We start from the raw sequence: 24154 nt of genomic DNA, 5'->3' as shown, positions 1-24154 counted from the left end.
TCCTATGGCCCAGTTCGAGAATAATCGTCAGCGTCTTTTCGTTCCGGCGGTCGCACCGCTTTATAATGCGACACACGATCTGGTGGAGACGATCCTGCGCGTCACGGCCGGGCTTCTCCTCGTCACCCATGGTTTCGGCAAGATCGTCAATCCTTTCGGCGCAGTCGGCATGGTGGAGAGCCTCGGCTTTTATCCCGGCGTTTTCTGGTCGCCGCTGCTTGCCGCCACGGAATTTTTCGGCGGCATTCTGGTCGCCATCGGCCTGTTTACACGGCCGGCATCCTTCGCGGCCATGATCGTTCTTTTGGTAACGGTTTATTTTCACGGCATCGTAAAGGCGGAAGGTCTGGGCGGCGCGGAAAAATCGATTCTGTGGGCCGCGATTTTCCTGTTCTTCGCCGTTCGCGGCGGCAACCGGCATTCCGCAGACGCCAAGCTGGCGCGTGAATTCTAAGGCGCATCCGGTCAGGTCATCCGCCCGTTGTCGCACTGACGATGCCGCGGCTCTTGAAAATCGATTTTTCTCGTGGTGAAGCTGGATTCGATCGGCACTCTTGGCCGGTTGAATCCATTATCGTCTCCACGAGGTCTTATGCGCGTCGCAATCATAGAAAACATGGCGGGTACGCCGCACGGGCAGCTCGGCGTAGCGCTGGAAGAAGCGGCGGCGGAAATCCATGTCATCCGCGCCTATGCGGGTGAGCCTCTCCCCACCGATGCCGCCGACCATGATGCGCTCATCGTTCTGGGCGGCGAACAGAACGCGCTTGACGATGTGCTTCATCCCTATCTTGCCGATCTCGCCCTTCTCATGAAAGCCTTTGGCGATGCTGGTAAAGCGGTCATGGGTGTGTGCCTCGGCAGCCAGTTGCTGGCGCGTGCCTATGGCGGAGAGAATATTCTCTCGGGGCCGCCGGAATTCGGCTGGCAGGATATATCCCTGACGGAAGAGGGCATGTCCGATCCGTTATTGGCCGGGTTGAAAAAGACCTTCCCGATTTTTCAGTGGCATTGCGATACATTTACGCTTCCGCCGGACGCCACGCGGCTTGCGACCAATGGCGCGACACGAAATCAGGCCTTTCGCATCGGCCGGGCGGTCTATGGCACGCAATTCCATTTCGAGGCCTCGACCGCCGTGGTTGATGGCTGGTGTCAGGCGTTTCCTGCTTCCGTCGAAAGAATGTCGCCGGGCTGGCTGGAGAATTATCGTGACCATCGTGACTTGCGCGCAGAAATGGCCGATGCAGCCGGGCTGGAAATCGCTCGAGCCTGGGTACGGCTCATCCAGATCGGCGATTTTCCGTTGCGAAAGTGATCGAGGCCGAACAGAGTTGCGGCTGAAAGACGACCGCGCGAAAGGAGGCGCAAAGATCATGTACAAATTCGAAATCTATCAGGACAAGGCTGGCGAATACCGTTTCCGCTTCAAGGCATCAAACGGGGAAACAATGTTCTCGTCGGAAGGATACCAGCAGAAGGCGTCGGCCATCCATGCGATCGAATCGATCAAGAGAAATGCCCCCGGCGCCGATACTGTCGATCTGACCGCCATGACGGCCTGAGCCGCGCCGCTGCGTGTGAACTCGAACCGTTTCGCCTGCCAGAAATGACGGGCGCATCGGCAGGTGCCGACGTAAAGATAAGATTCAGTCTTTTTTGATAATCTTCCGTTAGCATTTGTATTTCGAGGTCTCCGGGCGGCATCAGAGTGCCCCCGATTTGTTTTGCGTACGGGTTCTCATGCGTTCATCGGCTGTGCCAGCACTTTTCTTCGGTTGCTTCCTGCTTGGAGGCTGCACGTCCAGTTCCGGGCCGGAAAGCCTGATGGCCGGCTTGCCCTCGAAGGAAACGACGAGTTCGGTCACGCCATCCGCACCGGTGCCGCAGGCAGGCGTCGGCACCCAGGCCATCGCGGCCCAGCCACGGCAGGAAGTTCTGGCATGGGGCGGGCCGGTGCCCGATGAACCCAAGGCCTTTTCCGCCGTCACCCCTAGGGCGTCGCTAACGCAGAATGCACCTGAAATCCGTTTGCCGGTTCCGTCACAGGCGGCGGGAATGGTGCGGCCGGCGGAGCGCCCGACGATCAACCAGATGGAGCGTCCGGTACAATTGGCGATGGCTGCGGCCCCGGCGGCGAGCGCCGGTGCGCAGATCCGCTCGCGCATTTTCCGCTCCAGCTTCAGCGATGCCAAGCCGATCAATTTCGGCAGGGTCCAGCCCCGTCATTTCCAGGTCCATGGCGTCGATGTATCCCGCTGGCAGGCCAATATAAACTGGCCGCAGCTGCGCACGCGCGGCGCCAATTTCGCCTTCATCAAGGCGACGGATGGCGGCGATCATCTCGATCCGATGTTCCGCACCAACTGGCAGCGCGCCAAGGAAGCGGGCATTCGCCGCGGCGCTTACCACTTCTTCTACTGGTGCCGCAACGCCAGCGAACAGGCGGACTGGTTCATTCGCAATGTACCGCGCGATCCTGACGCGCTGCCGCCGGTGATCGACGTGGAATATAACGGCGAATCGAGCTGCAAGATGCGCCATTCCCGTGAACGCGTTCTGGAAAAGATGCGCGTCTTCATGGACAAGCTCGAACGCCATTATGGCCAGCGGCCGATCATTTATACGGCGCCCGATTTTTACAAGGACAACCTCCAGGGCGAATTCCAGGATTATCCCTTCTGGCTGCGTGCGGTCGCCCAGCATCCGTCGGTGGTTTATCCCGGCCGCAAGTGGCTGTTCTGGCAATATTCCGGTTCCGGCCTGTCACACGGCGTCGATGGCCGCATCGATCTCAATGTCTTCAACGGCAGTGAGGATGCATGGCATCGCTGGGTGGACCGCCGTTCGAGCTGACGATGGCAGCCGTCAGCGCGCGAATTTTCGCGCGCCTGCGACACAAAGCACCACGATAAGCGTAACGGCGATCATGGCCGGGCTCACCTCCTCATGCAGCAGGGTCGCGGCAAGTGCCAGCCCGAAGAAGGGCTGAAGCAGTTGCAGCTGGCCCACGGCGGCGATGCCGCCGAGCGCCAGTCCGCGATACCAGAATATGAAGCCGATCAGCATGCTGAACAGGGAAACATAAGCAAGGCCGGCCCAGGCCTGCGGATCGATGCCGGCAAGCGTTTCCGGCCCGGTGAAGAAAGCAAGCGGCAGCATGACCGGCAGGGAAAGAACCAGCGCCCAGGAAATGACCTGCCAGCCGCCCAGCTTGCGGGAAAGGGCAGCACCCTCCGCATAGCCGAGCCCGCAGACGATGATTGCGCCGAGCATCAGAAGATCGCCGGCAAGCGAGGCCTCGATCCCGGCGGCAAACGAATTCGACAGGGAAAACCCTGCCACAAGCGCACTGCCCAGACAGGAAAAGAACCAGAACACCGGGCGTGGGCGTTCTCCGCCGCGCAGCACGGCGAAGATTGCTGTTGCAAGCGGCAAGAGCCCCACGAAAACGATGGAATGCGCCGAGGTGACATGCCGCAGGGCGAGCGCGGTCAATAGCGGGAAACCCACCACGACACCGAGCGAGACAATGAAAAGCGATGTCAGGTCATCGCGCGCCGGGCGCCTTTGCCTGAACAGAAACAGCAGCGCCAGCGCCAGCAGGCCGGCAATGCTGGCACGGGCGACGGTCAGGAACACCGGATCGAAACCCGTTACCGCAATGCGTGTCGCGGGCAGCGAACCGCTGAATATCACCACACCTGTCAGGCCGCTCAGCCAACCGCTCGTCGTCTTGTCCATTGTCAACTCCTGCGTTTTGCCTTTCTTGATCCCGAATGGCTGGCAGGAACAGCGACAATCATATACAATTTCAACAAACTGTTATGGTGTCATAAGCGGTACAGTTGGAGGAAAATGTGGACGGACAGGTCGCTGCGGGCACGCGCATAGAAAAGGTGATGGCAAGTGTGCGGCAACGCATCGCCTCGCGCAGCCTCGTGCCAGGCGCGCGCCTGCCGTCGGTCAGGGCGCTAGCGAAGACCATGCAGGTTTCCACCTCCACCGTCGTCGAAGCCTATGACCGGCTCGTGGCGGATGGCACTATAAGCTCGCGGCCCGGCTCCGGGTTTTTCGTTTCGGGCCCGCTTGCGCCCCTGTCGCTCGCCGATATCGAGCCGCAACTCGATAGGGCGGTGGATCCTTTATGGGTCTCGCGGCAGGCGCTGGATGAAGGTTCCGTTCTCGCCAAACCCGGCTGCGGCTGGCTTCCCGCATCGTGGATGCCGCAGGAGGCGTTAAGGCGGGCGATGCGCGGCCTTGCCCGCGCCGACGCCGCTCTGCTGACGGATTATGGCAGTCCGATGGGGCTGCTGCTGCTGCGCCAGCTTCTGTCGCGCCGGCTGGCCGAACACGGGGTGCAGGCGGGCGCCAGCCAGATCATGCTCACCGATTCCGGCACGCAGGCGATCGATCTTCTGTGCCGTTTCCTGCTGCAGCCGGGCGATACGGTTATTGTCGATGATCCCTGTTATTTCAATTTCCACGCCCTCCTGCGGGCGCATCGGGTGAGGATCGTCGGTGTTCCCTATACGCCGACCGGACCGGATCTGGCACTTTTCGAGCAGGCGCTGAAAGATCATCAGCCCCGGCTTTATATCACCAATTCCGCAATCCATAATCCGACAGGTGCAAGGCTTTCCGCCGTTTCCGCCCATCGCCTGCTGATACTCGCCGAGCAGGTGGGACTGACCATCATCGAGGATGATATTTTTGCCGATTTCGAAACCCAGGCCGCGCCCCGGCTGGCGGCCTTCGATGGTCTGAACCGCGTCGTCCAGATAGGCAGTTTTTCAAAAACACTGTCGGCCTCCGTGCGGTGCGGTTTCATCGCAGCACCCATGGCTTGGGTGGAGGCCCTGACCGATCTCAAGATCGCCACCACTTTTGGCGGAACGCATTTTTCGGCGGCGCTGATCCTCTCGCTTTTGACCGATGGCAGTTACCGCAAGCATGTCGAGGCGCTGAGGCAACGTCTTGCGGCAACGATGCCGGAGGTGGCGACGCGTCTGAGGTCGGTCGGATGTGCGCCGTGGATCGAACCGCAGGCGGGCATGTTTTTATGGTGCCGCCTGCCGGACGGGGTTGATGCCGCCGATGTAGCGCGCCGGGCGCTTTCGCGGCAGGTGGTGCTGGCCCCCGGCAATGTGTTCAGTTCCTCGCAGAACGCCTCCGGTTTCATGCGTTTCAATGTGTCGCAAATGGCAGGTCCGCAGGTTATGGCGGTGCTGGCGGAGGCGCTTCAGCAAACGCCCGAACCTCGTCGATTGTAAGCGTTCTGAAAGGAATCGGAACAAAATCCCGTGAACGTCGTTTTCTCCGCAGAATGAAGAGGAGGAAACACCATGACATTCGATCCCAACAACCCGCGTCCGGACCGCGATCTTCGTCCGGAAGTGAATATCAGTAATGAACCGCGTGCCCGCACGTCGTCGTCCTGGGTGCCGTGGTTGGCGATCATCGTCGTCGTATTGGTGGGCGTTTTCGCCTGGTCGCAGATGAGCGGCCCGACCACCGATCCGGCCACGACATCCTCCACCACGCCGCCTGCGGCAACGGATCAGGCACCGGCGCCCATGGCTCCGACCGCTCCGGCAACACCGCCTGCGAACAATACCGCACCGGCAAGCCCGAATACGGGCGGCACGCAGACCCAGCCGTAACCGGCTTACTGATATGATAAAACCGCCTGCCTCCGTGCAGGCGGTTTTTCTTTGCAAGAGGAGGACAGTTGTCCGCCCCTTAAAGCTGCTCCATCGCGGAAGGGTGGTTGGAAACCCTGGACCAGCGGCTGATGGACTCCTGTGCCAGCTGCGAAAGGGCAATGCTTCCGAAGCGGGACAGCAGAATGTTTTCCGCCTCTTTCATGGCGTCGAAAAGGGCTGCATTGACGGCCTGTTCGATGACGCAGTTCGGGTTGTCGCCCGCCAGCCCGATCGAGAACAGTTCCGGCGCGCCGAGCGCCCGGTAAATATCGAGCAGCGTGATCTCGCTGAGCGGCCGCGCCAGCACCCACCCACCGCCATGGCCTTTTTCCGACGAGACATACCCATGCTCGCGCAAGCCTGCCATTGTCCTGCGCACCACCACCGGATTGGTCTGAAGCATCGCCGCGATGCTCTCGGATGTCGCCGCAGCCTTATGATTTTCCATATGGATCAAAATATGCAGCACCCGTGAAAGGCGCGTGTCGTGTCTCATTGTCCAAACCCGTCCGTTTACACCGACGCTATCACTTTCGAGGTGATGTAACAATATAAGTTGCGTGACTATTGACTCCGAAAATCATGTAACAATATAAGTATCGTGAAATGAACGGGCACTTCCGCCTCTTTCCTGAAACGATGGGTGCATCATGAAATTCGACGTCATCATTATCGGCGGCAGCTACGCCGGCCTCTCGGCCGCCCTGCAGCTTGGACGCGCCAGAAAAAACATTCTGGTGGTGGACGCCGGTGAACGGAGAAACCGTTTCGCCAGCCATTCCCACGGTTTTCTCGGCCAGGATGGCAAGGCGCCGGGTGAAATTATCGCCGAGGCGCGCCGCCAGATCGAACGTTATCCGACCATAGATTGGGCTGAGGGCAGGGTGACCGATGCCGAAGGCGCCTTCGGCGATTTTGTAATCGAGATCGATGGCAAACGCCGTGAGACAGCGGACCGGCTGATCCTCGCCATGGGGGTCGCCGATGAATTGCCTGTTATTGCCGGGCTGAAAGAGCGTTGGGGCTCTTCGGTCTTCCATTGCCCCTATTGCCATGGTTACGAGCTCAATCAGGAAAAGATCGGCGTCATCGCCGCTTCACCTTTGGCCATTCACCACGCATTGATGCTGCCCGACTGGGGCGACACGACCTTTTTCACCAATGGCGTATTCGAACCGGATGGGGATCAGCAAGCATTGTTGTCGGACCGGGGCGTGCGCGTGGAAACAACCCGCATCCGGGAAATTACGGGGCATGCGGATGTCGTTCTGGCGGATGAACGCAGCATCGCATTGGCTGGCCTTTTCACCCAGCCGAAATTGCGTATCGCCTCGAACTGGCTGGAAAAACTTGGCTGCGCCGTGGAGGAGGGGCCGATGGGATCGACCATCGTGACAGATCCCATGAAACAGACCACCGCCCGCGGCATCTTCGCATGCGGTGATGTGGCAAGGCCTGCCGGCTCGGTCGCCCTTTCGGTGGGAGACGGCGCCATGGCGGGTGCTGCGGCTCACCGGTCGATCCTGTTTCCGGAATGATCAATGCGAAACAAGGTTGAGCCAGCGTCCCGGCGGCATGCCGAAGGCATTTTTGAAATGTCGGGTAAAATGCGCCTGATCCGCAAAACCGCAGGCAAATGCCGTTTCCGCAAGGCCCGCACCCGCACGCATCATGTCCTTGCATTTTTGCAGTCGGCGCATAATGAGATAACGGTGCGGGCTGGTGCCGAACAGGAAGCGAAAGTGCCGAAAGAGCGTGAAGCGGTCGAGCCCGCTTATCCGTTCCAGCTCTTCAGAGCCGACCGTGTCGGCGCTATTCTCCAGCAGATAGTCCCGGCACCGTAAAACGGCGATACGGTCGATCCGTTTGATGGTTCTGGCGCTTCCGTTTGAATGTTTCCAGAGCAAATCCGCCAGTCTCGACTGCCAGTCGGTGAGAAGCAGATTGTCCGGCTCGCCTTCCAGATTGCCAAGCGCCTCGATGAGGCATTGCCGGAATTCCTCATCTTCTATGACGGGATTCTGGGCGAAGGGCAGCGCATTATATCCCGCCTCAGTCGTTTTTTCGGGCGCAAGATAAAGCACACGGTAGCGCAGGCCTTCATCGGTGCCTGCGCCGCCATCGTGAACTTCGTCCGGATGCAGCACGATTACTTTCCCGGGCGTGCTGAAATGCGATTTCCCCCGATAGGAAAAGGTCTGGACGCCGGAAAGCGTGACACCCAGCGCATAAGTATCATGGCGGTGCGGCGCATAAGCGTTGCCATGAAAGCGCGCTTCGATGCGTTCTATGCCTTCACTGGAGGGCGCCTGCACGATCCCTTCGAATTTGCACGAACGTTCAAGATCGCCGGCGCCCCGAGGCGCTAGGATCGCTTCTCTTTCGTAACCACAGCCAGATTGAGTTCGCATGTTTGATACCAAGATCGCCGTCATCCTTCGTGATGACCTTGCCGTGTGGCAAAAACTGAACGTTACCGCATTTCTCATGTCCGGGATCGTCGCCCAGACCAAGGAGATCATTGGAGAACCATACCGCGACGGGGCGGGCAACGTCTATAATCCCCTGTCCATCCAGCCGATTGTCGTCATGGCCACGGATCAGGAGGCGTTGCGCAAAATCCACCAGCGATCCCTCGAGCGCGACGTCACGACATCGCTTTATATCGAGGAAATGTTCGCCACCGGGCACGATGTCGCCAATCGCCAGGTATTTTCGGAGTTTTCACCGGAGAATGCCAAGGTGGTCGGCATGGCGCTGAGGGCCGACAGGAAGATCGTCGACAAGATCACCAAGGGCGCAAAGCTGCACGCGTGACAGAACCTTAAACGCAAAAGGGAGGCTAGGGGCCTCCCTTCGATAGCGATGGCAATATGATCTTGCCGCTTATTCGTCGTTCATCTTCAGCGCAGCGATGAAGGCTTCCTGCGGAATTTCCACCTTGCCGAACTGGCGCATACGCTTCTTGCCTTCCTTCTGCTTGTCCAGAAGCTTGCGTTTGCGCGTCGCGTCGCCGCCGTAGCACTTCGCCGTCACGTCCTTGCGCAGGGCGCGCACGGTTTCACGGGCGATGACCTTGCCGCCGATGGCCGCCTGAATCGGGATCTGGAACATGTGCGGCGGAATGAGTTCCTTCAGCTTTTCGCACATGCCGCGTCCGCGCCGGTCGGCCGCCGAGCGGTGCACCAGCATGGAGAGAGCATCCACCGGATCGCCATTGACGAGGATCGACATCTTGACGAGATCGCCTTCGCGGTAATCGATGATGTTGTAATCGAACGAGGCGTAACCCTTGGAGATGGATTTCAGGCGGTCGTAGAAATCGAACACCACTTCGTTGAGCGGCAACTCATAGGTGATCATCGCACGGTTGCCGACATAGGTCAGCTCCGTCTGCAGGCCGCGCCGGTCCTGACAAAGTTTCAGAATGCCGCCGAGATATTCGTCCGGCGTCATGATCGTCGCCTTGATCCACGGCTCGCGGATTTCCTTGATCTTCACAACGTCGGGCATGTCGGCCGGGTTGTGCAGTTCCTTCTCCGTGCCATCCGTCAGCGTCATTTCATAAACAACGGAAGGCGCTGTCGCGACGAGATCGAGATTGAACTCGCGCTCAAGGCGTTCCTGAATGATTTCGAGATGCAGCAGGCCGAGGAAGCCGCAGCGGAAACCGAAGCCGAGAGCAGCGGAGGATTCCATTTCGAAGGAGAAGGAAGCGTCGTTGAGGCGAAGCTTGCCCACCGCCGCGCGCAAATCTTCGAAGTCGGCCGCATCGACCGGGAACAGGCCGCAGAACACCACGGGCTGCGCGGGCTTGAAGCCGGGCAGGGCCTGCGCCGTCGGGCGCTTGTCGTCGGTGATGGTATCGCCAACACGGGTATCGGCGACTTCCTTGATCGAGGCGGTGATGAAGCCGATCTCGCCGGGGCCGAGGCTGTCGACATTGACCATCTTCGGGGTCAGCACGCCGACGCGCTCGATGCCGTATTTCGCGCCCGAGCCCATCATGCGAATCTGCTGGCCCTTGCTCAGCACGCCATCGATGACGCGCACCAGAACCATGACGCCGAGATAGGTGTCATACCAGCTATCGACCAGCAGCGCCTTCAGCGGTCCGTTTTCGCCGACTTCGCTCTTCGGCGGCGGCAGACGATGGACGATGGCTTCCAGCACATCGGGAATGCCAAGACCGGTCTTGGCGGAAATCATCACGGCGTCGGAGGCGTCGATGCCGATCACTTCCTCGATCTGTTCCTTGATACGGTCGGGTTCGGCCGCCGGCAGGTCGATCTTGTTGAGCACCGTCACCAACTCGTGATTGTTGTCGATGGCCTGATAGACGTTGGCGAGCGTCTGGGCTTCCACGCCCTGCGATGCATCGACCACCAGCAGCGAACCTTCGCAGGCCGAAAGCGAGCGGGACACTTCGTAGGCAAAGTCGACGTGGCCGGGCGTGTCGATGAGGTTCAGCACATAGGTCTCGCCGTTATTCGCCTTGTAGTGCAGGCGCACGGTCTGGGCCTTGATGGTGATGCCGCGCTCGCGCTCGATATCCATCGAATCGAGAACCTGTTCCGACATGTCGCGTTCGGCAAGGCCGCCTGTCGACTGGATCAACCGGTCGGCCAGCGTCGATTTGCCGTGATCGATGTGGGCAACGATCGAGAAGTTGCGGATATGGTCCAGGGGCGTGCGGGTCGAATTTGTGCTCATGTCCCGCGCTATAGCAGGGGCTTGTCACACCGCAAAGCGGGAATTTGGTTAAAAGCCCTTTAAAATGGGCTTTTCAGACCGCAAATTGCTCCGGCCAGTCGCGGCGGGTGGCAACCTGTCCTTCGGTGCGGAGCCTTGCGACGGCGGCAAGATCGATATCGGCGATGAGCAGCGAGCTTTGCGTGACCGCATCACGCTCGCTTTCCGCGATGATGCCGGATGCCGGCATGCCGTAGTCCGAAGGCACGTAAAGGGCGGCGCGGCCGCGATTTTCATCGACGGCGGGAGACCAGGGAGCCTCGCCCGCGGTGGGGGAGGAGAGGATGGCGTATTGGTTTTCCAATGCCCTGGCCTGCGCGCCGATGCGTACCCGGTAAGCACCCGCCAGCGTATCGGTGCAACTCGGCGCGAGCACGAGTTCGACGCCGAGCTCCGCCAGCCTGCGGCCCAGCATCGGGAACTCGTTGTCGTAACAGATCAGGATGCCCAGCCTGCCTATCGGCGTCTCGAAGGCTTTCAGGCCCTCGACGCCGGCATGAATGTTCCATTGCTCCCGCTCGAAGCGGGTCATGATCTGCTTGTCCTGATAACCGATCAACCCATCCGGGCCGAACAGCCATGCGCGGTTGCGGAACTTGCCGTCCGGATCCTTCACCGGCGCACTGCCCGGCTGGAAGAGGATTTGATGTTGCCGCGCCAGCTCCTCGCAAAGCTCCACCCAGGAGGGGATCAGCGGCTGTATTTCTTCGATGGAACGGTGCAGATCGGAGCGCATGTCGGGCGGCAATTGCCCGGTTAGCGCCATGGCCGAATATTCAGGAAGCAGTAGCAATTCAGCGCCTTTTTCCTTCGCCTCGCGAACGATGGCGGAGAGATGCGCGGCATAAGCCTCCCATGTTTCGATCAACTCGATGGCATATTGGCTGGCGGCCAGGCGCGTCATTTGTCTCCGTCTCCGGCAAGAATGGTCTTCATCCAGAAAGACAGGGGTTTCGGGCTCTCGGTGCTCTCGTCGAGGTCCTGCCAGGTGAAGCTGGTGTGCAGTTCAGGGTGATGTCGGTATCCGCGCTTTTCCCAGAACGCGTTCAGCGGCACGTAGTCCGCCGGGCGTCGTGGATGATCTGCGGGTCGCTCCACAGCACAGAAAGTGCACCTGTCGAAACCGTGCCGCTTTGCATGCGCTTCCCGCTCCTCGAAGAAGCGCACGCCGATGCCGTGGCCGCGATAGCCGGGCAGCAGCACGCTTTCACCGAAGTAAAATATGCGGTCCGGATCGTAACCCGCTTTGACGAAGGGCGTCTTGACCTCGTCGGTCTCTGCCGCCATCGGCATGCCCGTGGACATGCCGATCACTTTGCTGTCGTCCAACGCCAGCACGAAGACGGCGCCGTCCGTATCGGCATAGGTCGCGAGATATTTGCGCTCATAGTCCAGCGAGCCGTCATAGAGATAGGGAAAGGCGCGAAACACCTCGATCCGCAGGCGCGCGAGGTCATCGAAATAGGGCGTGGCGTCAATGCCGGAAAGAGACTTGATTTCGACGGTCATGGGCATTTTCACTTTCGGTTGCACTGGTTATACCGTCATGGAAAACCCGCGCAAGCATTGAACGGAGAAGACGATGACCGCTGCCGAGACCATCCGCGCCTATTACGAAGCCTTCAACCGTCAGGACATGGATGCCTTTCTGGCGCTTCTTCACGATGAGGTGGTGCACGACATCAATCAGGGCGAGCGCCAGACCGGCAAGGCCGCCTTCGCCTCTTTCATGGACCACATGAACCGCTGCTATAAGGAAAACCTCACCGATATGGTGATCATGGCGAGCGACGACGGCAAGCGTGCTTCCGCGGAATTCATCGTCAATGGCGAATATCTCAACACCGATGAGGGATTGCCCGAGGCGAATGGCCAGAAATACGTACTGCCGGCCGGTGCCTTTTTCGACCTGAAGGACGGAAAAGTTAGCCGAGTAACGAACTACTATAATCTGCACGACTGGATTGCGCAGGTCGGCGCCTGAGACGCCCTTTAGCCGCAAAGCGACCAGCGGCAAAGAAGATGATAATTTCCATTATCGTGGATATTGACTCCATCATATGAGAGTGCAATTCTCATATGATGGAAAACGAAGATCATATCCTCGAACGCTCTATTGGCGAGCGGATCAAAGCATTACGGGCTGAAAGCGGCTTGACGCTGGACCGCCTCGCGTCCGAATCCGGCGTCAGCCGCGCCATGATCTCCCGCATCGAGCGCGGGGAGGCGAGCCCCACGGCCTCGCTGCTGGCCCGTATCTGCGCAGCTCTTGGCCTGTCGCTCTCCGGTTTCTTCGCCGAAAACGAAGAGGCTGTTTCCCCGTTGGTGAGAAAACGCGACCAGCAGCTCTGGAAAGATCCGGAGACCGGTTATGTGCGCCGCGCCATTTCCCCGCCGCGTGTGGGATCCGATGTCGATATCGTCGAAGTCGAGTTTCCCGCTGGCCCGCGGGTCGGTTTTCCGCCGCATGCGGCAAGCCGGGGAATGACGCAATATGTCTGGCTTTTCGAAGGTGTGCTGGAAATGACGAGCGGTGGAGACGTTCACCGGCTCGAGCCCGGCGATTGCCTTTTCATGCCGGTCGGCGAGGGACATGTTTTCCACAATCCTTCCGAAAAACCTGCCCGCTACGCTGTCGTGCTGGATCGAAGACAGCGCTGATTTTCCCGACAGGAGTTATCATGACCACCATCCGCGTGTTGAACGGGCAAGAGACTATCGATGTCTTGCCCGAGCTCTGTGAGGTTCTGGCTGCCTGCGTGAACGGCGGCGCATCCGTCGGCTTCATGTTACCCTTTTCACCGCAGGATGCGCAGCCTTTCTGGCAGGCCGTTGCAGAAGCGGCGGGCGAGGGCAGCACCATTCACGTGGTGGCGGAAGTGGATGGGAAAGTAGTGGGCACCGTCCAGGTCGGCCTTGCCTCCAAACCCAACCAGCCGCATCGCGGCGACCTCATGAAGCTCCTCGTGCATCCGTCCGCGCGAGGCCTCGGGCTTGCCCGCATGCTCATGCAAAAAGTGGAAGAGGAGGCGGCAAAACGCGGCCGTACCCTTTTGGTGCTGGATACGGCCACGGGCAGCGATGCCGAGGCGATTTATCCTCGTCTCGGCTGGGAGCGGGTTGGCGTCATCCCCGATTACGCCCAGTTTCCGGATGGACGCTTTTGCGGCACGACCCTGTTTTACAAGCGAATCGGCTAGTCCTTTCAGACTGCCGCCTTATTGACCCGGCTTCAGCGTACGATTGAAGGCGGCAACGATCATCGTTTCCAATTGTTTGTGAATATCCGCACGGTCCCGCAGCCCGGCCGGTTCGCAGATGGGGTCGCGTTCGCCGACGGATTTGAGAAACGCGTCAGCATCCGGTTTGCAAAGCGGCAGGAAGCTGAAATGATTGGCCTCGTCCACCTGCCGATAGCTTGCGCCGGGCACTTCGTCCGCGAGTTTATCCGCAAGCACGGCCGGCGGAATTTTGCCCTTGCTGCCGAGATTGACGAAGGTTAGCGGAATATCGATCTCTTTCAGGCTCTCCGGTTTGAAGGCCAGCGCCAGACCGGGATCGACCAACACGGCGGACCGAATGCGGGGATCGCGGTTCTGCTGCTCGAAACGGGCCTTGTCGAGGGTTCTGAGATCGAGCTTCGGCACGCTCACCGGCTCGCCATCGAGATAACCGCGGCCGCCGGCGAACCATTGGCAATCCATCATCGTGGCATAATCTTCGCAATAGCGCACATAGGCATCGAGATCGGCGCGCGCACCCGAAATCTCCATCGCCGCACTGCCGCCGAGCGAAAAGCCCAGCACGCCGATCCTTTGTGCGTCGATAGCACTCGACCATTTGCCGTTTGCCGTTAGAACAGTGACAATCGTGGAGAGATCGTCCGTTCGCTCCCAGATTTTCGGCGTATCGGCGGGCGTGGAATCGCCGCTGGTGGTGCCGGGATGGTTGGCGCCGGCGACAATGAAACCTTCGCTCGCAAGTTTCGCGGCGATCCATGCCATGCCGGACACTCGTGAACCCGAGCCGTGGGACAGAAGCACAAGCGGCAGGCGACCCGGCCTCAACGCGCCATCCTTGAACACGGGCGTGCCCTGAAAAATCCGGTCATCGCCGGAAAGCGTCTGCGTGCCCTTTCCGTCGGAGGGATACCAGACCGTGACGGCAAGGTCCTTGCCGCGTGCCGGCGAATGGATAGTTGTTTCGCTGACGCCGACAGCCTCGCCTGCAAAAGCCGGCTGGGTGACGAGAGCGGAAAACAGGATGGTTGTGATGGTGGTGACAGGGCGCATGAAAACCTCGTGCGATTGGAAAGAACAGGGTTCAATCTGCGCCACGACATATTTTTTGCGTCCTCGATCGTGTTAAAGGTCGTCCCGAAACGCGATCTGGTCCATGAATTGGCAATATAGGCCGTTATTCCGGGGATATTCATTCGTGTTGTTCATTCCGCTGCCTTTCGTTGTGGCGCTTCTGCTGGTTGTCATGTTCATCGTTTTCTTTCGAGGCGGAGACGATGTGCGAACCAATCGGGCCTTTCTGACGCTGATCGCGCTTTGTGCCGTGCAATCCGTCCTTGTCGGCCTGCGCTGGGGGTATGGCGTCAACGAAACGCGTTATGTTCTGCCGATCCTGGCCGCCTGCCTGCCGCCGCTCGTCTACATTGCTTTTCGTGGGCTGATGAGAGTGGCGGCCGAGAGCAGGATGGTGATGCTCGCCAACCTCGCTTTCTCGCCTTTGCTCATCGTCATCATGGAACTCACCTGGCCGATGGCGATCGATCTTGCGCTGATCGTCATCTTTGTCGGCCACGCCATTGCCCTGCTTCTTCTTGGCAGAAAGGGCCCGGATGGGCTGGACGAGGCGCAATTTGCCAGCGTCGCCTCGGCGCACCGGGCGCTGATAATCGCCGCCATTGCCCTGTGCGTTTCTGCCCTGTTCGATCTTCTGGTGTTTTTCGATTTCGAATGGGCGCATGGGCAGAATGTTGCAGTGCTGGTCAGTAACGCCAATCTTTTCGGCCTGCTGTTGATTGGCCTCATGGCCGCGCTGGCCGGCAGGAGCAAGGCACCGCAAACAGGCACAGAACCTGTCGTGGAATTGTCAGCGTCGGCGGAACCATCGGAACAGGACCGGGATATCGTTGCAAGGGTTGATCGACTGATGGAGACACAGGCGCTTTACCGCGACGAGAACCTCAACCTGTCGCGGCTAGCAAGACGCCTCGGCTTGCCGAGCCGGCAGATATCGGGCGCGATCAACCGCTCGCTCGGCGTCAATGTCTCGCAATATGTCAACCAGCTGCGCATCCGCGAAGCCTGCCGGCTGCTGGAGGAGACGGAGCAATCGGTGACGGCGATCATGCTATCCTCCGGCTTTCAGACCAAGTCCAACTTCAACCGCGAATTTCGCCGCGTCACCGGCATGAGCCCGGTGGACTGGCGGGAGCGTGAAGTGTGGAAGCTGGTCTCGCCAAACAAAACGGCCACCCGGCAGATGCCGGATGACCGTTTGAAGATCGTCGGGAAATGATGGGGATCAGAGCGTGCCGTTGCGCTGCTGGATCATCATGTAGGTGTCATAGGTATATTCGGCGATCTGCGCCCAGAGATAGGCATCCTTCTTGAAGGCCTGCTGGCTCTCGTAAATCTTCTTGAAGCTTTCGTTCTTGGCCGAAATCTCCGCATAGGTGTCCTGCGCCGCCTTGTGGCAGACATCGAGGATTTCCTGGCTGAAGGGGCGCAGGATGGCGCCCTGCGCCACGAGTTCCTTCAGCGCCTTCGGATTGCGCGCATCGTAACGTTCCAGCATGCTGGCGCTGCCGGCGGCGCAGGCGTCTTTCAGGATGCGCTTGTAGTTTTCAGGCAGCTCGTTGAACTTCTGCAGGTTCACGAAGGCATGCACGGCCGGGCCGCCTTCCCACCATGCGGGGTAGTAGTAATATTTCGCGACCTTGTAGAAGCCGAGCTTCTGGTCGTCATAGGGGCCGACGAATTCGGTGGCGTCGATGGTACCCTTTTCCAGAGCCGCATAGACATCGCCGCCGGCGATCTGCTGCGGCGTGACGCCGACCTTCTGCATCACCTGGCCGGTCAGGCCGGCGATGCGCATCTTCAGGCCCTTCAAGTCATCGATGGTGTTGATTTCCTTGCGGAACCAGCCGCCCATCTGGGCGCCGGTATTGCCGAGCAGGATCGAGTAGATATTGTGCTGGGCAAGGAATTCATTGAGCAGCTCATTGCCACCGGCCTGGTTGAACCAGGCATTGGTCTGGCGGGCATTGAGGCCGAAGGGAACCGACGTTCCGAGCGCGAAGGTCGGGTCCTTGCCGACGTAATAATAGGAGCAGGTATGCGCCATTTCGACGGTGCCGGCCGTCACCGCATCCGCCGCCTGCAGCGCCGGCACGATTTCACCGCCGGCAAAGTGCTGAATGACGAAGTTGCCGCCAGAGGCTTCCTTGACATGGTCAGCGACGATCTGGCCCGCGCCGAAAAGAATGTCGAGGCCCTTGGTGAAGGACGATGTCATGCGCCAGGTGATCTTGGGGTTTTCCTGTGCGATGGCCGGAGCGGCCAGCGCCGTTGCGGTAACACCGGCGCCGAGAGCGCCCGCCTTGCGGATAAATGATCTGCGATCCATGTCGATAAGCCCTGCTATGTCTGCACATTATAGGCGAACCGCACGGTACGCCTCCCGCCGGCTACTAAACATTTATCCCTCCGGCCATCAAGAGGGAATGTTTGAAACTTGCGTGATCTGACGCACGGCTTGGCAATTGTTGCTTGTACCGGCCTTTCGCTGTTCGGCGCGGCTGCCGCTAAGGCGCGCTGCGCTTTAATGCCGGGTCATCCATCGCAGGATTGTAAAACAGCGAAAGCGTCAGGCTTCTGGCGATGCGTTGTGCCGTTTCCATGAACCAGTCGTGGGCCTCTTTGCTTGGCGCAATATCATCAAGCGTAGCGGAAAACAGCGTGAGCCACTGCGGAAAAAGCTCTGCCGACATGCCTTTTACCCCGAGATGGGCCTGCACGGGCTTGCCGCCATAACCGCCATTCTTGAACGCGACAGCTGCCCAGAACTGTTTCATCTTGGCCATATGCTCCGGCCAGCGCCCGGCGAGCCGCGCATCGAAAACCGGGCCAAGCGTGGGGTGTTCAAGAACGCGGCCGTAAAATGTTTCCACCAGCAGGTCGATGAAACCGGCATCGACGCCGATCTCCGCCATGGCTTTTTCCGCCCTGTCCTGAATTTCCGCGCTGTGGGCGGCTCTGGCCGCAATGTCGTCCTGCATGGTGGTTCCTTTTCTGCGAATTTACCCCGCTGCGATGCGGCCTGCAATGCGACCCTTTGCCATATTAGAATTATTCTAATATGGCTTGATCCTGCTGCAGCATGGATGTATTTAGAATTATTCTAAAAAGGTTTCAGCCATGTTTCGCAGTCTTTTTTCCCTGTCCAAACGTCCCTTTTCCTCCCTCGGCGAACAGGAAATCCTCGCGCTCGCCATTTCGTCTGAAGAAGACGATTCCCGCATCTATCGCTCCTATGCCGACCATCTGCGTGCGCAATATCCGCAATCGGCGAAAGTCTTCGACGATATGGCGGAGGTCGAGCAGCAGCATCGAAATATCCTGATCGACATGCATCGCCGTCGTTTCGGAGAAACCATCCCGCTGATCCGCCGCGAACATGTCCGTGGTTTTTACGAGCGCACCCCGGACTGGCTGGTGAAGAACCTGTCGCTCGAGAAAATCCGTGCCCAGGCCGAATTGATGGAAGCCCAGGCGATCCGTTTTTACGACGAGGCCGTCAAGCGCACCAGCGATGCCTCGACGCGCAAGCTGCTCGGCGATCTGGCCGAGGCGGAGCGGGGTCACGAAGACATCGCGCAGATGCTGGAAGAAAAACACCTCGATGAAGATGGCAAGACCGAAGAGGCGGAAACCGCAAGGCGGCAATTTCTTCTGACCTATGTGCAGCCGGGTCTTGCGGGATTGATGGATGGTTCCGTCTCGACGCTCGCGCCAATTTTCGCGGCCGCCTTTGCCACCCAGGATACCTGGCAGACCTTCCTCATCGGCCTCTCGGCCTCCGTCGGTGCGGGCATCTCCATGGGTTTCACCGAGGCCGCCCATGATGACGGCAAGCTTTCTGGCCGCGGTTCTCCGGTAAAGCGCGGTCTGGCGTCGGGCATCATGACGGCCATAGGCGGTCTCGGCCACGCATTGCCCTATCTCATTCCGCATTTCTGGACGGCAACCGCGATTGCCGCCGTCGTCGTTTTCGTGGAACTCTGGGCCATTGCCTTCATTCAGAACCGCTTCATGGAAACGCCGTTCCTGCGCGCGGTGTTTCAGGTGGTCCTCGGCGGCTCACTGGTGCTGGCGGCCGGCATCATCATCGGCAATGGGTGAAAAAGAAAGAGCCCGCAATAGCGGGCTCTCAATCTATCGAACGTGGAACCAGGCGTTAGCGCAATGCGCCAACCAGTACGTCGCGGCCGTCTTCGATCGAGACCCAACGGCCCGTATTGAAGGACGCCTGCCGCTTCAGGTAGGTGTAGTTGGTGTCGGTCCACAGCTTCACGTCGTCGGTGAGATTATCGAGAATGTAATCACCGTCGGTGGTGCGAAGGGTCAGCACGGCATGGCCCTCGCCATCCGGCTTGCGCACGACGGTGATTAGAAGATCAGCCACGGAAAAACCACGCTCGACCAGCTTCTTGCGCTTCAGCAGCACGAAATCTTCGCAGTCGCCGGCGGTCGTCGGATATTCCCAGACTTCGTCTTTGCCGTAGATTTCCTGGTCGGTCATCGCCACGATTGTGGTGTTGACGGACGTATTGACCTCGCGAATGACATCCCAGCCATAATCCGTGACGCGCGGCGGCGGCGTCGCCTTGCTGCGAATATTGCACTCGTCGGCATATTTCTGACAGAACTCATAATGGCCGATCGGCTGGGATGTGATCCCCCCCGTCACCATGGAAGGGCTTCCCTTGGTTTCCGCCGTGGCGGAGGCAGCAGTCATTAGCCCGGCGGCAACTGCAAACAGCAGCGCACGCGCCAGCGGTGCGTTCATCATGAAACCCGTCCCTTAATTCTTAACGAAAAGTTAAGAGGGATAGGGGGCTTGAGTCAATCGCTAGCAATCGGCGGCGCGCAAGACTCGTCGAATATGGTTAAGAGCGTTGCGCAAATGCCTATATTGCAAGGGCTTTGACCGCGGCGAGCATCCGCTCGATATCCTGCGGCCGGGAAAGCCGATGGTCGCCGTCGCGGATCAGCGTCAGCACGACGTCGTCGGACGGAAGATGTTCGAGAAGCTTCAGCGCATGCTGATAGGGAACATCGGGATCGCGCATGCCCTGCAGGATGTGAACGGGGCAGCCGGTGGTGATGATACCCTGCAGCACGCGGTTCTGCTTCCCGTCCTCCATCAGCGCGCGGGTGAAGATGTTGGGCTCGGGGCTATATTCCGAATGTTCCTCGAAATAGCCCTTTTCCGCCAGAGAGGTTTTTTCCGCATCCGAAAGGCTGGGCTCTATCAGCTCCTGCGTGAAATCCGGCGCTGGCGCAATGAGGACGAGACCGGCGACCGATGGTGCGCCACCGGCCTTGCGCAGCTCCTCGACCATGCGCAGCGCAATCCATCCGCCCATGGAGGAGCCGATGAGAACGACGCGCGACGGCGCCTTTGCGCGCACCACGGCAAGCGCCTCTTCCAGCCAGCGGGAAATCGTGCCCTTCCTGAAGTCGCCGCCGGAAGCGCCATGGCCGGAATAGTCGAGCCGCAGGCAGGCAAGACCGTTTTCAGCGGCGAAGCGATCGAGTTCAACCGCCTTGGTTCCGGTCATGTCGGAACGATAGCCGCCGAGCCATACCAGCGTCGGCATATTCTCGCCCGAAGCCGCCGGGCGATGAAGGAAAGCGATGTCGCGCGTGTCGTTGTCGGGGCCTACACGCAGGAATTCAGCGGCTTGTTCGGTCATGTATATGCAATTCTCCTGATTTTGGTGCAACAACGGCGGCGTATTTGCAAAAACCGTGACAACAGGTGATCTTTTCGGGCAGATATGCTATTGACTTCGCCACGGCAATAACGACATTTCCGCCGCTTGTACCAAACAAGCTGTTTTTTGCTGACGTGATCCAGAAACAGATCAGGAGAATACGACCATTCGCAGACCTTTCAAAGCCGATGCCCCCGTCAAGGAGGGGCCGCGCTCCAACCGGGAAATTCGGGTTCCCAGAGTTCAGCTTATTGATGAAGAGGGCCAGAACCTCGGTAGCATGCCGACGGATCAGGCTTTGAAACTGGCGGAGGAGGCCGGTCTCGATCTCGTTGAGATTTCGCCGAACGCGGAACCGCCGGTATGCAAGATCCTCGATCTCGGCAAGCTGAAGTACTCGACCCAGAAAAAGGCCGCTGAAGCGCGCAAGAAACAGAAGATCGTCGAAGTTAAAGAAATCAAGATGCGCCCGAACATCGACACGCATGACTATGACGTGAAGATGAAGGCGATGGGCCGTTTCTTTGACGATGGCGACAAGGTGAAGGTAACGCTGAAGTTCCGCGGCCGCGAAATGGCCCACCAGGAACTCGGCATGAAGCTTCTCCTCCAGGTGAAGGAAGACACCCAGGCGATTGCCAAGGTGGAGGCCGAGCCGAAGCTGGAAGGCCGTCAGATGATGATGGTTCTCGCCCCGAAATAATCTTTTTACGCGTTCACATCACCGGCGCGTATCCCACCGCAAGGGGAAATTTTCATTCCCCGTTGCGCTTTTAGCCGACTGCGGTTATAAGCGCGCGTCCGAACGGTCCGGCAGGGCATGCCGAGGCCGTTCCTGAATAGCTTGAAATAGGCCTCGTCTGCCTGTTTCGATACAAAAACGGAGTAGCAAAATGCCCAAGATGAAGACGAAGTCCGCTGCAAAGAAGCGGTTCAAGATCACCGCAACCGGCAAGGTTGTTGCAGCCGCCGCCGGCAAGCGCCACGGCATGATCAAGCGTACCAACAAGTTCATTCGCGACGCGCGTGGAACCATGGTTCTCGCCGAAGCTGACGGCAAGAAGGTCGTCAAGAACTACCTGCCGAACGGTCTCTGAGACTTTTCCGCACTTTTGGACACTTTAAGGAGATCATGACATGGCACGCGTAAAACGTGGCGTAACTTCCCGCGCCAAGCACACCAAGACACTCAAGGCAGCCAAGGGCTTCTACGGCCGCCGCAAGAACACCATCCGCGCAGCAAAGGCTGCCGTGGATCGTTCCAAGCAGTACGCTTACCGCGACCGCAAGGTCAACAAGCGCAACTTCCGCGCTCTGTGGATCCAGCGTATCAACGCTGCTGTTCGCGAATTCGGCCTGACCTATGGCCGCTTCATCGACGGCCTGAACAAGGCTGGCATCGAAGTCGACCGCAAGGTTCTGTCCGACATGGCTATCCATGAGCCGGCAGCATTCGGCGCGCTCGTCGAAGCAGCGAAGAAGGCGCTTGAGTACCTCAAGGATGCTGGTACGGCCAACGAGTTTGAAACCGCTGTAAAGTAATTACGGCGCGGACAATCTGTTGTTCATTTGAAACCCGTGCCGGTTCTCCGGCGCGGGTTTTCGTTTTTTGGAATTCACGGCAGTTTCGGCAAAGGCGTGGAACGCTTTTGCGCCGAGGTTGCCAGAAGGGTGGGGCATCCGGCTCTCGGTCGGCGGGTTCCATTGGGGGCGGAAAATGCTGGTTGCCGCAAGCGAGGCGGAAAAGGCGAAGGGTTTCCACGTCCATCTCGAAGATGGCGATATCGCAGCCTTGATGCGGGCTTTGCTTAAGAGCGAGCGCCGCGTGCAGAAACTCGAGCTTTCCACGACAACCGTCTGGATCAAGCGCCAGGGTACGGAAACGCCATCCTGGTGGATAAAGCTGCAGACCTTTCTCGCAAAGCTGCTTCCCTACACTTTCATGCGCCCATCACCGCCGCTCGATGGCGCAGGCCTGATGCGCCGTGAACTCGAAACATTGCAGGTCTTCAAGGCCCGCGGGTTTCCCGTTCCGCCCATCATCTATTCTTCGTTGACGGCCGTTGTCCTGGGGGATGTCGGCCCCACCATCATGGAGCATATGGACGCGATTAAAACCGCGAGGCCGGCGGAACATGATGCCCTGCTGGTAAAATCTGCCGAGGCACTCGGCGAATTGCATGCGGCAGGCCTTTGCCACGGGCGACCGCATGTGCGCGACTTTTTTCTCGAACACGGCCGCGTCGGTTTCATGGATTTCGAGGAGCGCCCGCAGGAAGTCATGCCGCTCGAGACGGCGCAGGCCCGCGATATATGGCTGCTGTTTCTGCAGGTCGCGACACGCGCCTGCGATGCGCGGAAAACCTGCGATGCCGCCTTCGCCCGCTGGCGCGAAAACGCCCCGCCCCGGGCGCTGGAAGAATTGTGCCGTCTGACCGGCATTCTGGGGCGTTTTTTACCGGTTGCCCGGTTGATCGGGCGCGTGCGGATGGGTAGTGATCTGCGACGCTTTATCATGGCGACCGACTATCTGATGAATGCTGTGAACCCCGAAGCCGCTGTTAAAAAGACCGGCAAGGCAGGAAAAGATGACTGAACTTGATACCTTGAAATCGCAATTGATGTCGGAGATCGCCACGGCTGCCGATGAGCCGGCCATCGAAGCCGTGCGCGTTTCCGCGCTGGGCAAGAAGGGCTCGGTTTCGGAGCTTCTGAAGACGCTTGGCAGCATGACGCCGGAAGAGCGCCAGACGCGTGGCGCCGCCATCAACCAGCTCAAGACCGAAATCACCGACCTCATCGGTGAGCGCAAGAACGCGCTGAAGGACGCCGCCATTACTGCCCGGCTGAAAGCGGAAACGGTGGATGTCAGCCTGCCGGTCCGCCAGTCTCCGGCCGAGCGCGGCCGCATTCATCCGATCAGCCAGATCGTTGATGAAATCACCGCCATCTTCGCGGATATGGGTTTCTCGATTGCCGAAGGTCCGGATATCGAAACCGACTACTACAACTTCACGGCGCTGAATTTCCCCGAAGGCCATCCGGCCCGCGAAATGCACGATACCTTCTTCTTCCAGCCGGATGAAAACGGCGAGCGCAAGGTGCTGCGCACCCACACCTCGCCGGTGCAGATCCGCACCATGGAAAGCCAGAAGCCACCGATCCGCATCGTCATTCCCGGCAAGACCTACCGTCAGGATTCCGACGCCACCCATTCGCCGATGTTCCATCAGGTCGAAGGCCTCGTCATCGACAAGAAGGCGCATGTCGGCAATCTGCGCTGGATTCTGGAAGAATTCTGCAAGACCTTCTTCGAGGTCGACAGCGTCGTCATGCGCTTCCGCCCGTCCTTCTTCCCCTTCACGGAGCCGAGCTTCGAGGTGGATATCCAGTGCGACCGTTCCGGCCCGATCGTCAAGTTCGGCGAAGGTAACGACTGGATGGAAATTCTCGGCTGCGGCATGGTGCACCCGAACGTGCTGCGTGCTGGTGGGCTGGACCCGGACGAATATCAGGGCTTTGCCTGGGGCATGGGCCTCGACCGCATCGCCATGCTGAAATACGGCATGCCTGATCTGCGCGATTTCTTCAACGCCGATGTCCGCTGGATGAACCATTACGGCTTCCGCCCGCTCGACATGCCGACGCTGTTCGGCGGTTTGAGCGTTTAATCCGGTTAGCC

At 59.3% G+C, this 24154-nt stretch carries 29 protein-coding genes; 18 read left to right on the top strand and 11 right to left on the bottom strand.

Annotated features, from left to right (window positions below; translation table 11 throughout):
• The first annotated feature begins 4 nt into the window (after nucleotides 1-4).
• The 4 genes from ACIK7D_RS07050 to ACIK7D_RS07035 all read left to right on the top strand — a co-directional run bounded on the left by ACIK7D_RS07050 (nucleotide 5) and on the right by ACIK7D_RS07035 (nucleotide 2856).
• The gene (locus tag ACIK7D_RS07050) at nucleotides 5-454 is read left to right on the top strand and encodes a DoxX family protein (protein WP_003524478.1); all 450 of its coding nucleotides are present in this window, start codon (nucleotides 5-7) and stop codon (nucleotides 452-454) included.
• A gap of 138 nt (nucleotides 455-592) precedes the next feature.
• Nucleotides 593-1318: a type 1 glutamine amidotransferase gene (locus ACIK7D_RS07045; RefSeq protein ID WP_400155935.1), complete on the top strand. Its 726-nt coding sequence runs from the start codon at nucleotides 593-595 to the stop codon at nucleotides 1316-1318.
• A 58-nt stretch (nucleotides 1319-1376) separates the two neighbouring features.
• On the top strand, nucleotides 1377-1565 hold the full coding sequence (locus ACIK7D_RS07040; RefSeq protein ID WP_080818849.1) for a YegP family protein: 189 nt from the start codon (nucleotides 1377-1379) through the stop codon (nucleotides 1563-1565).
• A gap of 178 nt (nucleotides 1566-1743) precedes the next feature.
• Nucleotides 1744-2856 carry a GH25 family lysozyme gene (locus ACIK7D_RS07035; RefSeq protein WP_035240397.1) on the top strand — a complete coding sequence of 371 codons (1113 nt, stop codon included), beginning with the start codon at nucleotides 1744-1746 and terminating at the stop codon, nucleotides 2854-2856.
• 12 nt (nucleotides 2857-2868) lie between these two features.
• Here the strand turns inward: ACIK7D_RS07035 and ACIK7D_RS07030 are convergent, their stop codons facing one another.
• Nucleotides 2869-3744 (bottom strand): DMT family transporter, encoded by an 876-nt coding sequence (locus ACIK7D_RS07030; RefSeq protein ID WP_080852814.1) that lies wholly within the window; start codon nucleotides 3742-3744, stop codon nucleotides 2869-2871.
• A 116-nt stretch (nucleotides 3745-3860) separates the two neighbouring features.
• Between ACIK7D_RS07030 and ACIK7D_RS07025 the strand changes: the two genes are divergently transcribed.
• Nucleotides 3861-5273 carry a PLP-dependent aminotransferase family protein gene (locus tag ACIK7D_RS07025; protein ID WP_400155934.1) on the top strand — a complete coding sequence of 471 codons (1413 nt, stop codon included), beginning with the start codon at nucleotides 3861-3863 and terminating at the stop codon, nucleotides 5271-5273.
• Between the two features lie 72 nt (nucleotides 5274-5345).
• Nucleotides 5346-5663 (top strand): hypothetical protein, encoded by a 318-nt coding sequence (locus ACIK7D_RS07020; RefSeq protein ID WP_003524488.1) that lies wholly within the window; start codon nucleotides 5346-5348, stop codon nucleotides 5661-5663.
• Nucleotides 5664-5742: 79 nt separating this feature from the next.
• Here the strand turns inward: ACIK7D_RS07020 and ACIK7D_RS07015 are convergent, their stop codons facing one another.
• Nucleotides 5743-6201, bottom strand: a complete 459-nt coding sequence (locus ACIK7D_RS07015; RefSeq protein ID WP_400155933.1) for an Rrf2 family transcriptional regulator — start codon at nucleotides 6199-6201, stop codon at nucleotides 5743-5745.
• Between the two features lie 154 nt (nucleotides 6202-6355).
• Between ACIK7D_RS07015 and ACIK7D_RS07010 the strand changes: the two genes are divergently transcribed.
• The gene (locus tag ACIK7D_RS07010) at nucleotides 6356-7243 is read left to right on the top strand and encodes an NAD(P)/FAD-dependent oxidoreductase (RefSeq protein WP_400155932.1); all 888 of its coding nucleotides are present in this window, start codon (nucleotides 6356-6358) and stop codon (nucleotides 7241-7243) included.
• On the opposite strand, the gene ACIK7D_RS07005 is transcribed toward ACIK7D_RS07010, so the two are convergent.
• Nucleotides 7244-8020 carry an AraC family transcriptional regulator gene (locus tag ACIK7D_RS07005; RefSeq protein WP_400155931.1) on the bottom strand — a complete coding sequence of 259 codons (777 nt, stop codon included), beginning with the start codon at nucleotides 8018-8020 and terminating at the stop codon, nucleotides 7244-7246.
• Nucleotides 8021-8114: 94 nt separating this feature from the next.
• Between ACIK7D_RS07005 and ACIK7D_RS07000 the strand changes: the two genes are divergently transcribed.
• A complete protein-coding gene (locus tag ACIK7D_RS07000) occupies nucleotides 8115-8522 on the top strand; it encodes a DUF2000 family protein (protein WP_078051400.1) in 408 nt (135 codons plus the stop codon).
• A gap of 69 nt (nucleotides 8523-8591) precedes the next feature.
• Here ACIK7D_RS07000 and lepA read toward each other — a convergent pair whose 3' ends face one another.
• The 3 genes from lepA to ACIK7D_RS06985 all read right to left on the bottom strand — a co-directional run bounded on the left by lepA (nucleotide 8592) and on the right by ACIK7D_RS06985 (nucleotide 11966).
• Entirely contained in the window at nucleotides 8592-10430 is a 1839-nt protein-coding gene (gene lepA / locus ACIK7D_RS06995) for a translation elongation factor 4 (protein ID WP_035240402.1), read from the bottom strand.
• Nucleotides 10431-10491: 61 nt separating this feature from the next.
• Entirely contained in the window at nucleotides 10492-11361 is an 870-nt protein-coding gene (locus ACIK7D_RS06990; RefSeq protein WP_400155930.1) for a carbon-nitrogen hydrolase family protein, read from the bottom strand.
• Nucleotides 11358-11966 carry a GNAT family N-acetyltransferase gene (locus tag ACIK7D_RS06985; protein WP_170985787.1) on the bottom strand — a complete coding sequence of 203 codons (609 nt, stop codon included), beginning with the start codon at nucleotides 11964-11966 and terminating at the stop codon, nucleotides 11358-11360. Before ACIK7D_RS06985 ends, ACIK7D_RS06990 begins: the two co-directional genes overlap by 4 nt.
• A gap of 73 nt (nucleotides 11967-12039) precedes the next feature.
• Between ACIK7D_RS06985 and ACIK7D_RS06980 the strand changes: the two genes are divergently transcribed.
• The 3 genes from ACIK7D_RS06980 to ACIK7D_RS06970 all read left to right on the top strand — a co-directional run bounded on the left by ACIK7D_RS06980 (nucleotide 12040) and on the right by ACIK7D_RS06970 (nucleotide 13657).
• Nucleotides 12040-12441, top strand: coding sequence for a ketosteroid isomerase-related protein (locus ACIK7D_RS06980; protein WP_400155929.1), 402 nt, complete (start codon nucleotides 12040-12042; stop codon nucleotides 12439-12441).
• Nucleotides 12442-12536: 95 nt separating this feature from the next.
• The gene (locus ACIK7D_RS06975; RefSeq protein ID WP_400155928.1) at nucleotides 12537-13118 is read left to right on the top strand and encodes a helix-turn-helix domain-containing protein; all 582 of its coding nucleotides are present in this window, start codon (nucleotides 12537-12539) and stop codon (nucleotides 13116-13118) included.
• 20 nt (nucleotides 13119-13138) lie between these two features.
• Entirely contained in the window at nucleotides 13139-13657 is a 519-nt protein-coding gene (locus tag ACIK7D_RS06970; RefSeq protein ID WP_400155927.1) for a GNAT family N-acetyltransferase, read from the top strand.
• Nucleotides 13658-13675: 18 nt separating this feature from the next.
• Here ACIK7D_RS06970 and ACIK7D_RS06965 read toward each other — a convergent pair whose 3' ends face one another.
• A complete protein-coding gene (locus ACIK7D_RS06965) occupies nucleotides 13676-14749 on the bottom strand; it encodes an alpha/beta hydrolase family protein (RefSeq protein ID WP_400155926.1) in 1074 nt (357 codons plus the stop codon).
• Nucleotides 14750-14894: 145 nt separating this feature from the next.
• Here ACIK7D_RS06965 and ACIK7D_RS06960 point away from each other — a divergent pair, with 145 nt between their 5' ends.
• Entirely contained in the window at nucleotides 14895-15989 is a 1095-nt protein-coding gene (locus tag ACIK7D_RS06960) for a helix-turn-helix domain-containing protein (RefSeq protein WP_400155925.1), read from the top strand.
• A 6-nt stretch (nucleotides 15990-15995) separates the two neighbouring features.
• On the opposite strand, the gene ACIK7D_RS06955 is transcribed toward ACIK7D_RS06960, so the two are convergent.
• Nucleotides 15996-17099: a TRAP transporter substrate-binding protein gene (locus tag ACIK7D_RS06955; protein ID WP_065654685.1), complete on the bottom strand. Its 1104-nt coding sequence runs from the start codon at nucleotides 17097-17099 to the stop codon at nucleotides 15996-15998.
• 178 nt (nucleotides 17100-17277) lie between these two features.
• Nucleotides 17278-17751, bottom strand: a complete 474-nt coding sequence (locus ACIK7D_RS06950; protein WP_400155924.1) for a group III truncated hemoglobin — start codon at nucleotides 17749-17751, stop codon at nucleotides 17278-17280.
• A 139-nt stretch (nucleotides 17752-17890) separates the two neighbouring features.
• Here ACIK7D_RS06950 and mbfA point away from each other — a divergent pair, with 139 nt between their 5' ends.
• A complete protein-coding gene (gene mbfA / locus ACIK7D_RS06945) occupies nucleotides 17891-18874 on the top strand; it encodes an iron exporter MbfA (protein WP_400155923.1) in 984 nt (327 codons plus the stop codon).
• A 55-nt stretch (nucleotides 18875-18929) separates the two neighbouring features.
• Here the strand turns inward: mbfA and ACIK7D_RS06940 are convergent, their stop codons facing one another.
• Nucleotides 18930-19544: a transglutaminase-like cysteine peptidase gene (locus ACIK7D_RS06940; RefSeq protein ID WP_003524508.1), complete on the bottom strand. Its 615-nt coding sequence runs from the start codon at nucleotides 19542-19544 to the stop codon at nucleotides 18930-18932.
• A 118-nt stretch (nucleotides 19545-19662) separates the two neighbouring features.
• Entirely contained in the window at nucleotides 19663-20451 is a 789-nt protein-coding gene (locus tag ACIK7D_RS06935) for an alpha/beta hydrolase (protein ID WP_400155922.1), read from the bottom strand.
• Between the two features lie 187 nt (nucleotides 20452-20638).
• Here ACIK7D_RS06935 and infC point away from each other — a divergent pair, with 187 nt between their 5' ends.
• From infC to pheS, 5 genes are all read left to right on the top strand, one after another.
• The gene (gene infC, locus ACIK7D_RS06930) at nucleotides 20639-21175 is read left to right on the top strand and encodes a translation initiation factor IF-3 (protein WP_078051391.1); all 537 of its coding nucleotides are present in this window, start codon (nucleotides 20639-20641) and stop codon (nucleotides 21173-21175) included.
• 190 nt (nucleotides 21176-21365) lie between these two features.
• Nucleotides 21366-21569, top strand: coding sequence for a 50S ribosomal protein L35 (gene rpmI, locus ACIK7D_RS06925; RefSeq protein WP_003493355.1), 204 nt, complete (start codon nucleotides 21366-21368; stop codon nucleotides 21567-21569).
• 40 nt (nucleotides 21570-21609) lie between these two features.
• Nucleotides 21610-22014: a 50S ribosomal protein L20 gene (gene rplT, locus ACIK7D_RS06920; protein WP_003493358.1), complete on the top strand. Its 405-nt coding sequence runs from the start codon at nucleotides 21610-21612 to the stop codon at nucleotides 22012-22014.
• 175 nt (nucleotides 22015-22189) lie between these two features.
• The gene (locus ACIK7D_RS06915; protein WP_127756722.1) at nucleotides 22190-23068 is read left to right on the top strand and encodes a phosphotransferase; all 879 of its coding nucleotides are present in this window, start codon (nucleotides 22190-22192) and stop codon (nucleotides 23066-23068) included.
• Nucleotides 23061-24143: a phenylalanine--tRNA ligase subunit alpha gene (gene pheS, locus ACIK7D_RS06910; protein WP_400155921.1), complete on the top strand. Its 1083-nt coding sequence runs from the start codon at nucleotides 23061-23063 to the stop codon at nucleotides 24141-24143. Before ACIK7D_RS06915 ends, pheS begins: the two co-directional genes overlap by 8 nt.
• Nucleotides 24144-24154: the final 11 nt, after the last annotated feature.

The organism is Agrobacterium sp. P15N1-A, assembly GCF_044626815.1.
Classification (GTDB): domain Bacteria; phylum Pseudomonadota; class Alphaproteobacteria; order Rhizobiales; family Rhizobiaceae; genus Agrobacterium; species Agrobacterium leguminum.
This window is presented reverse-complemented; position numbering and strand designations above follow the sequence as displayed.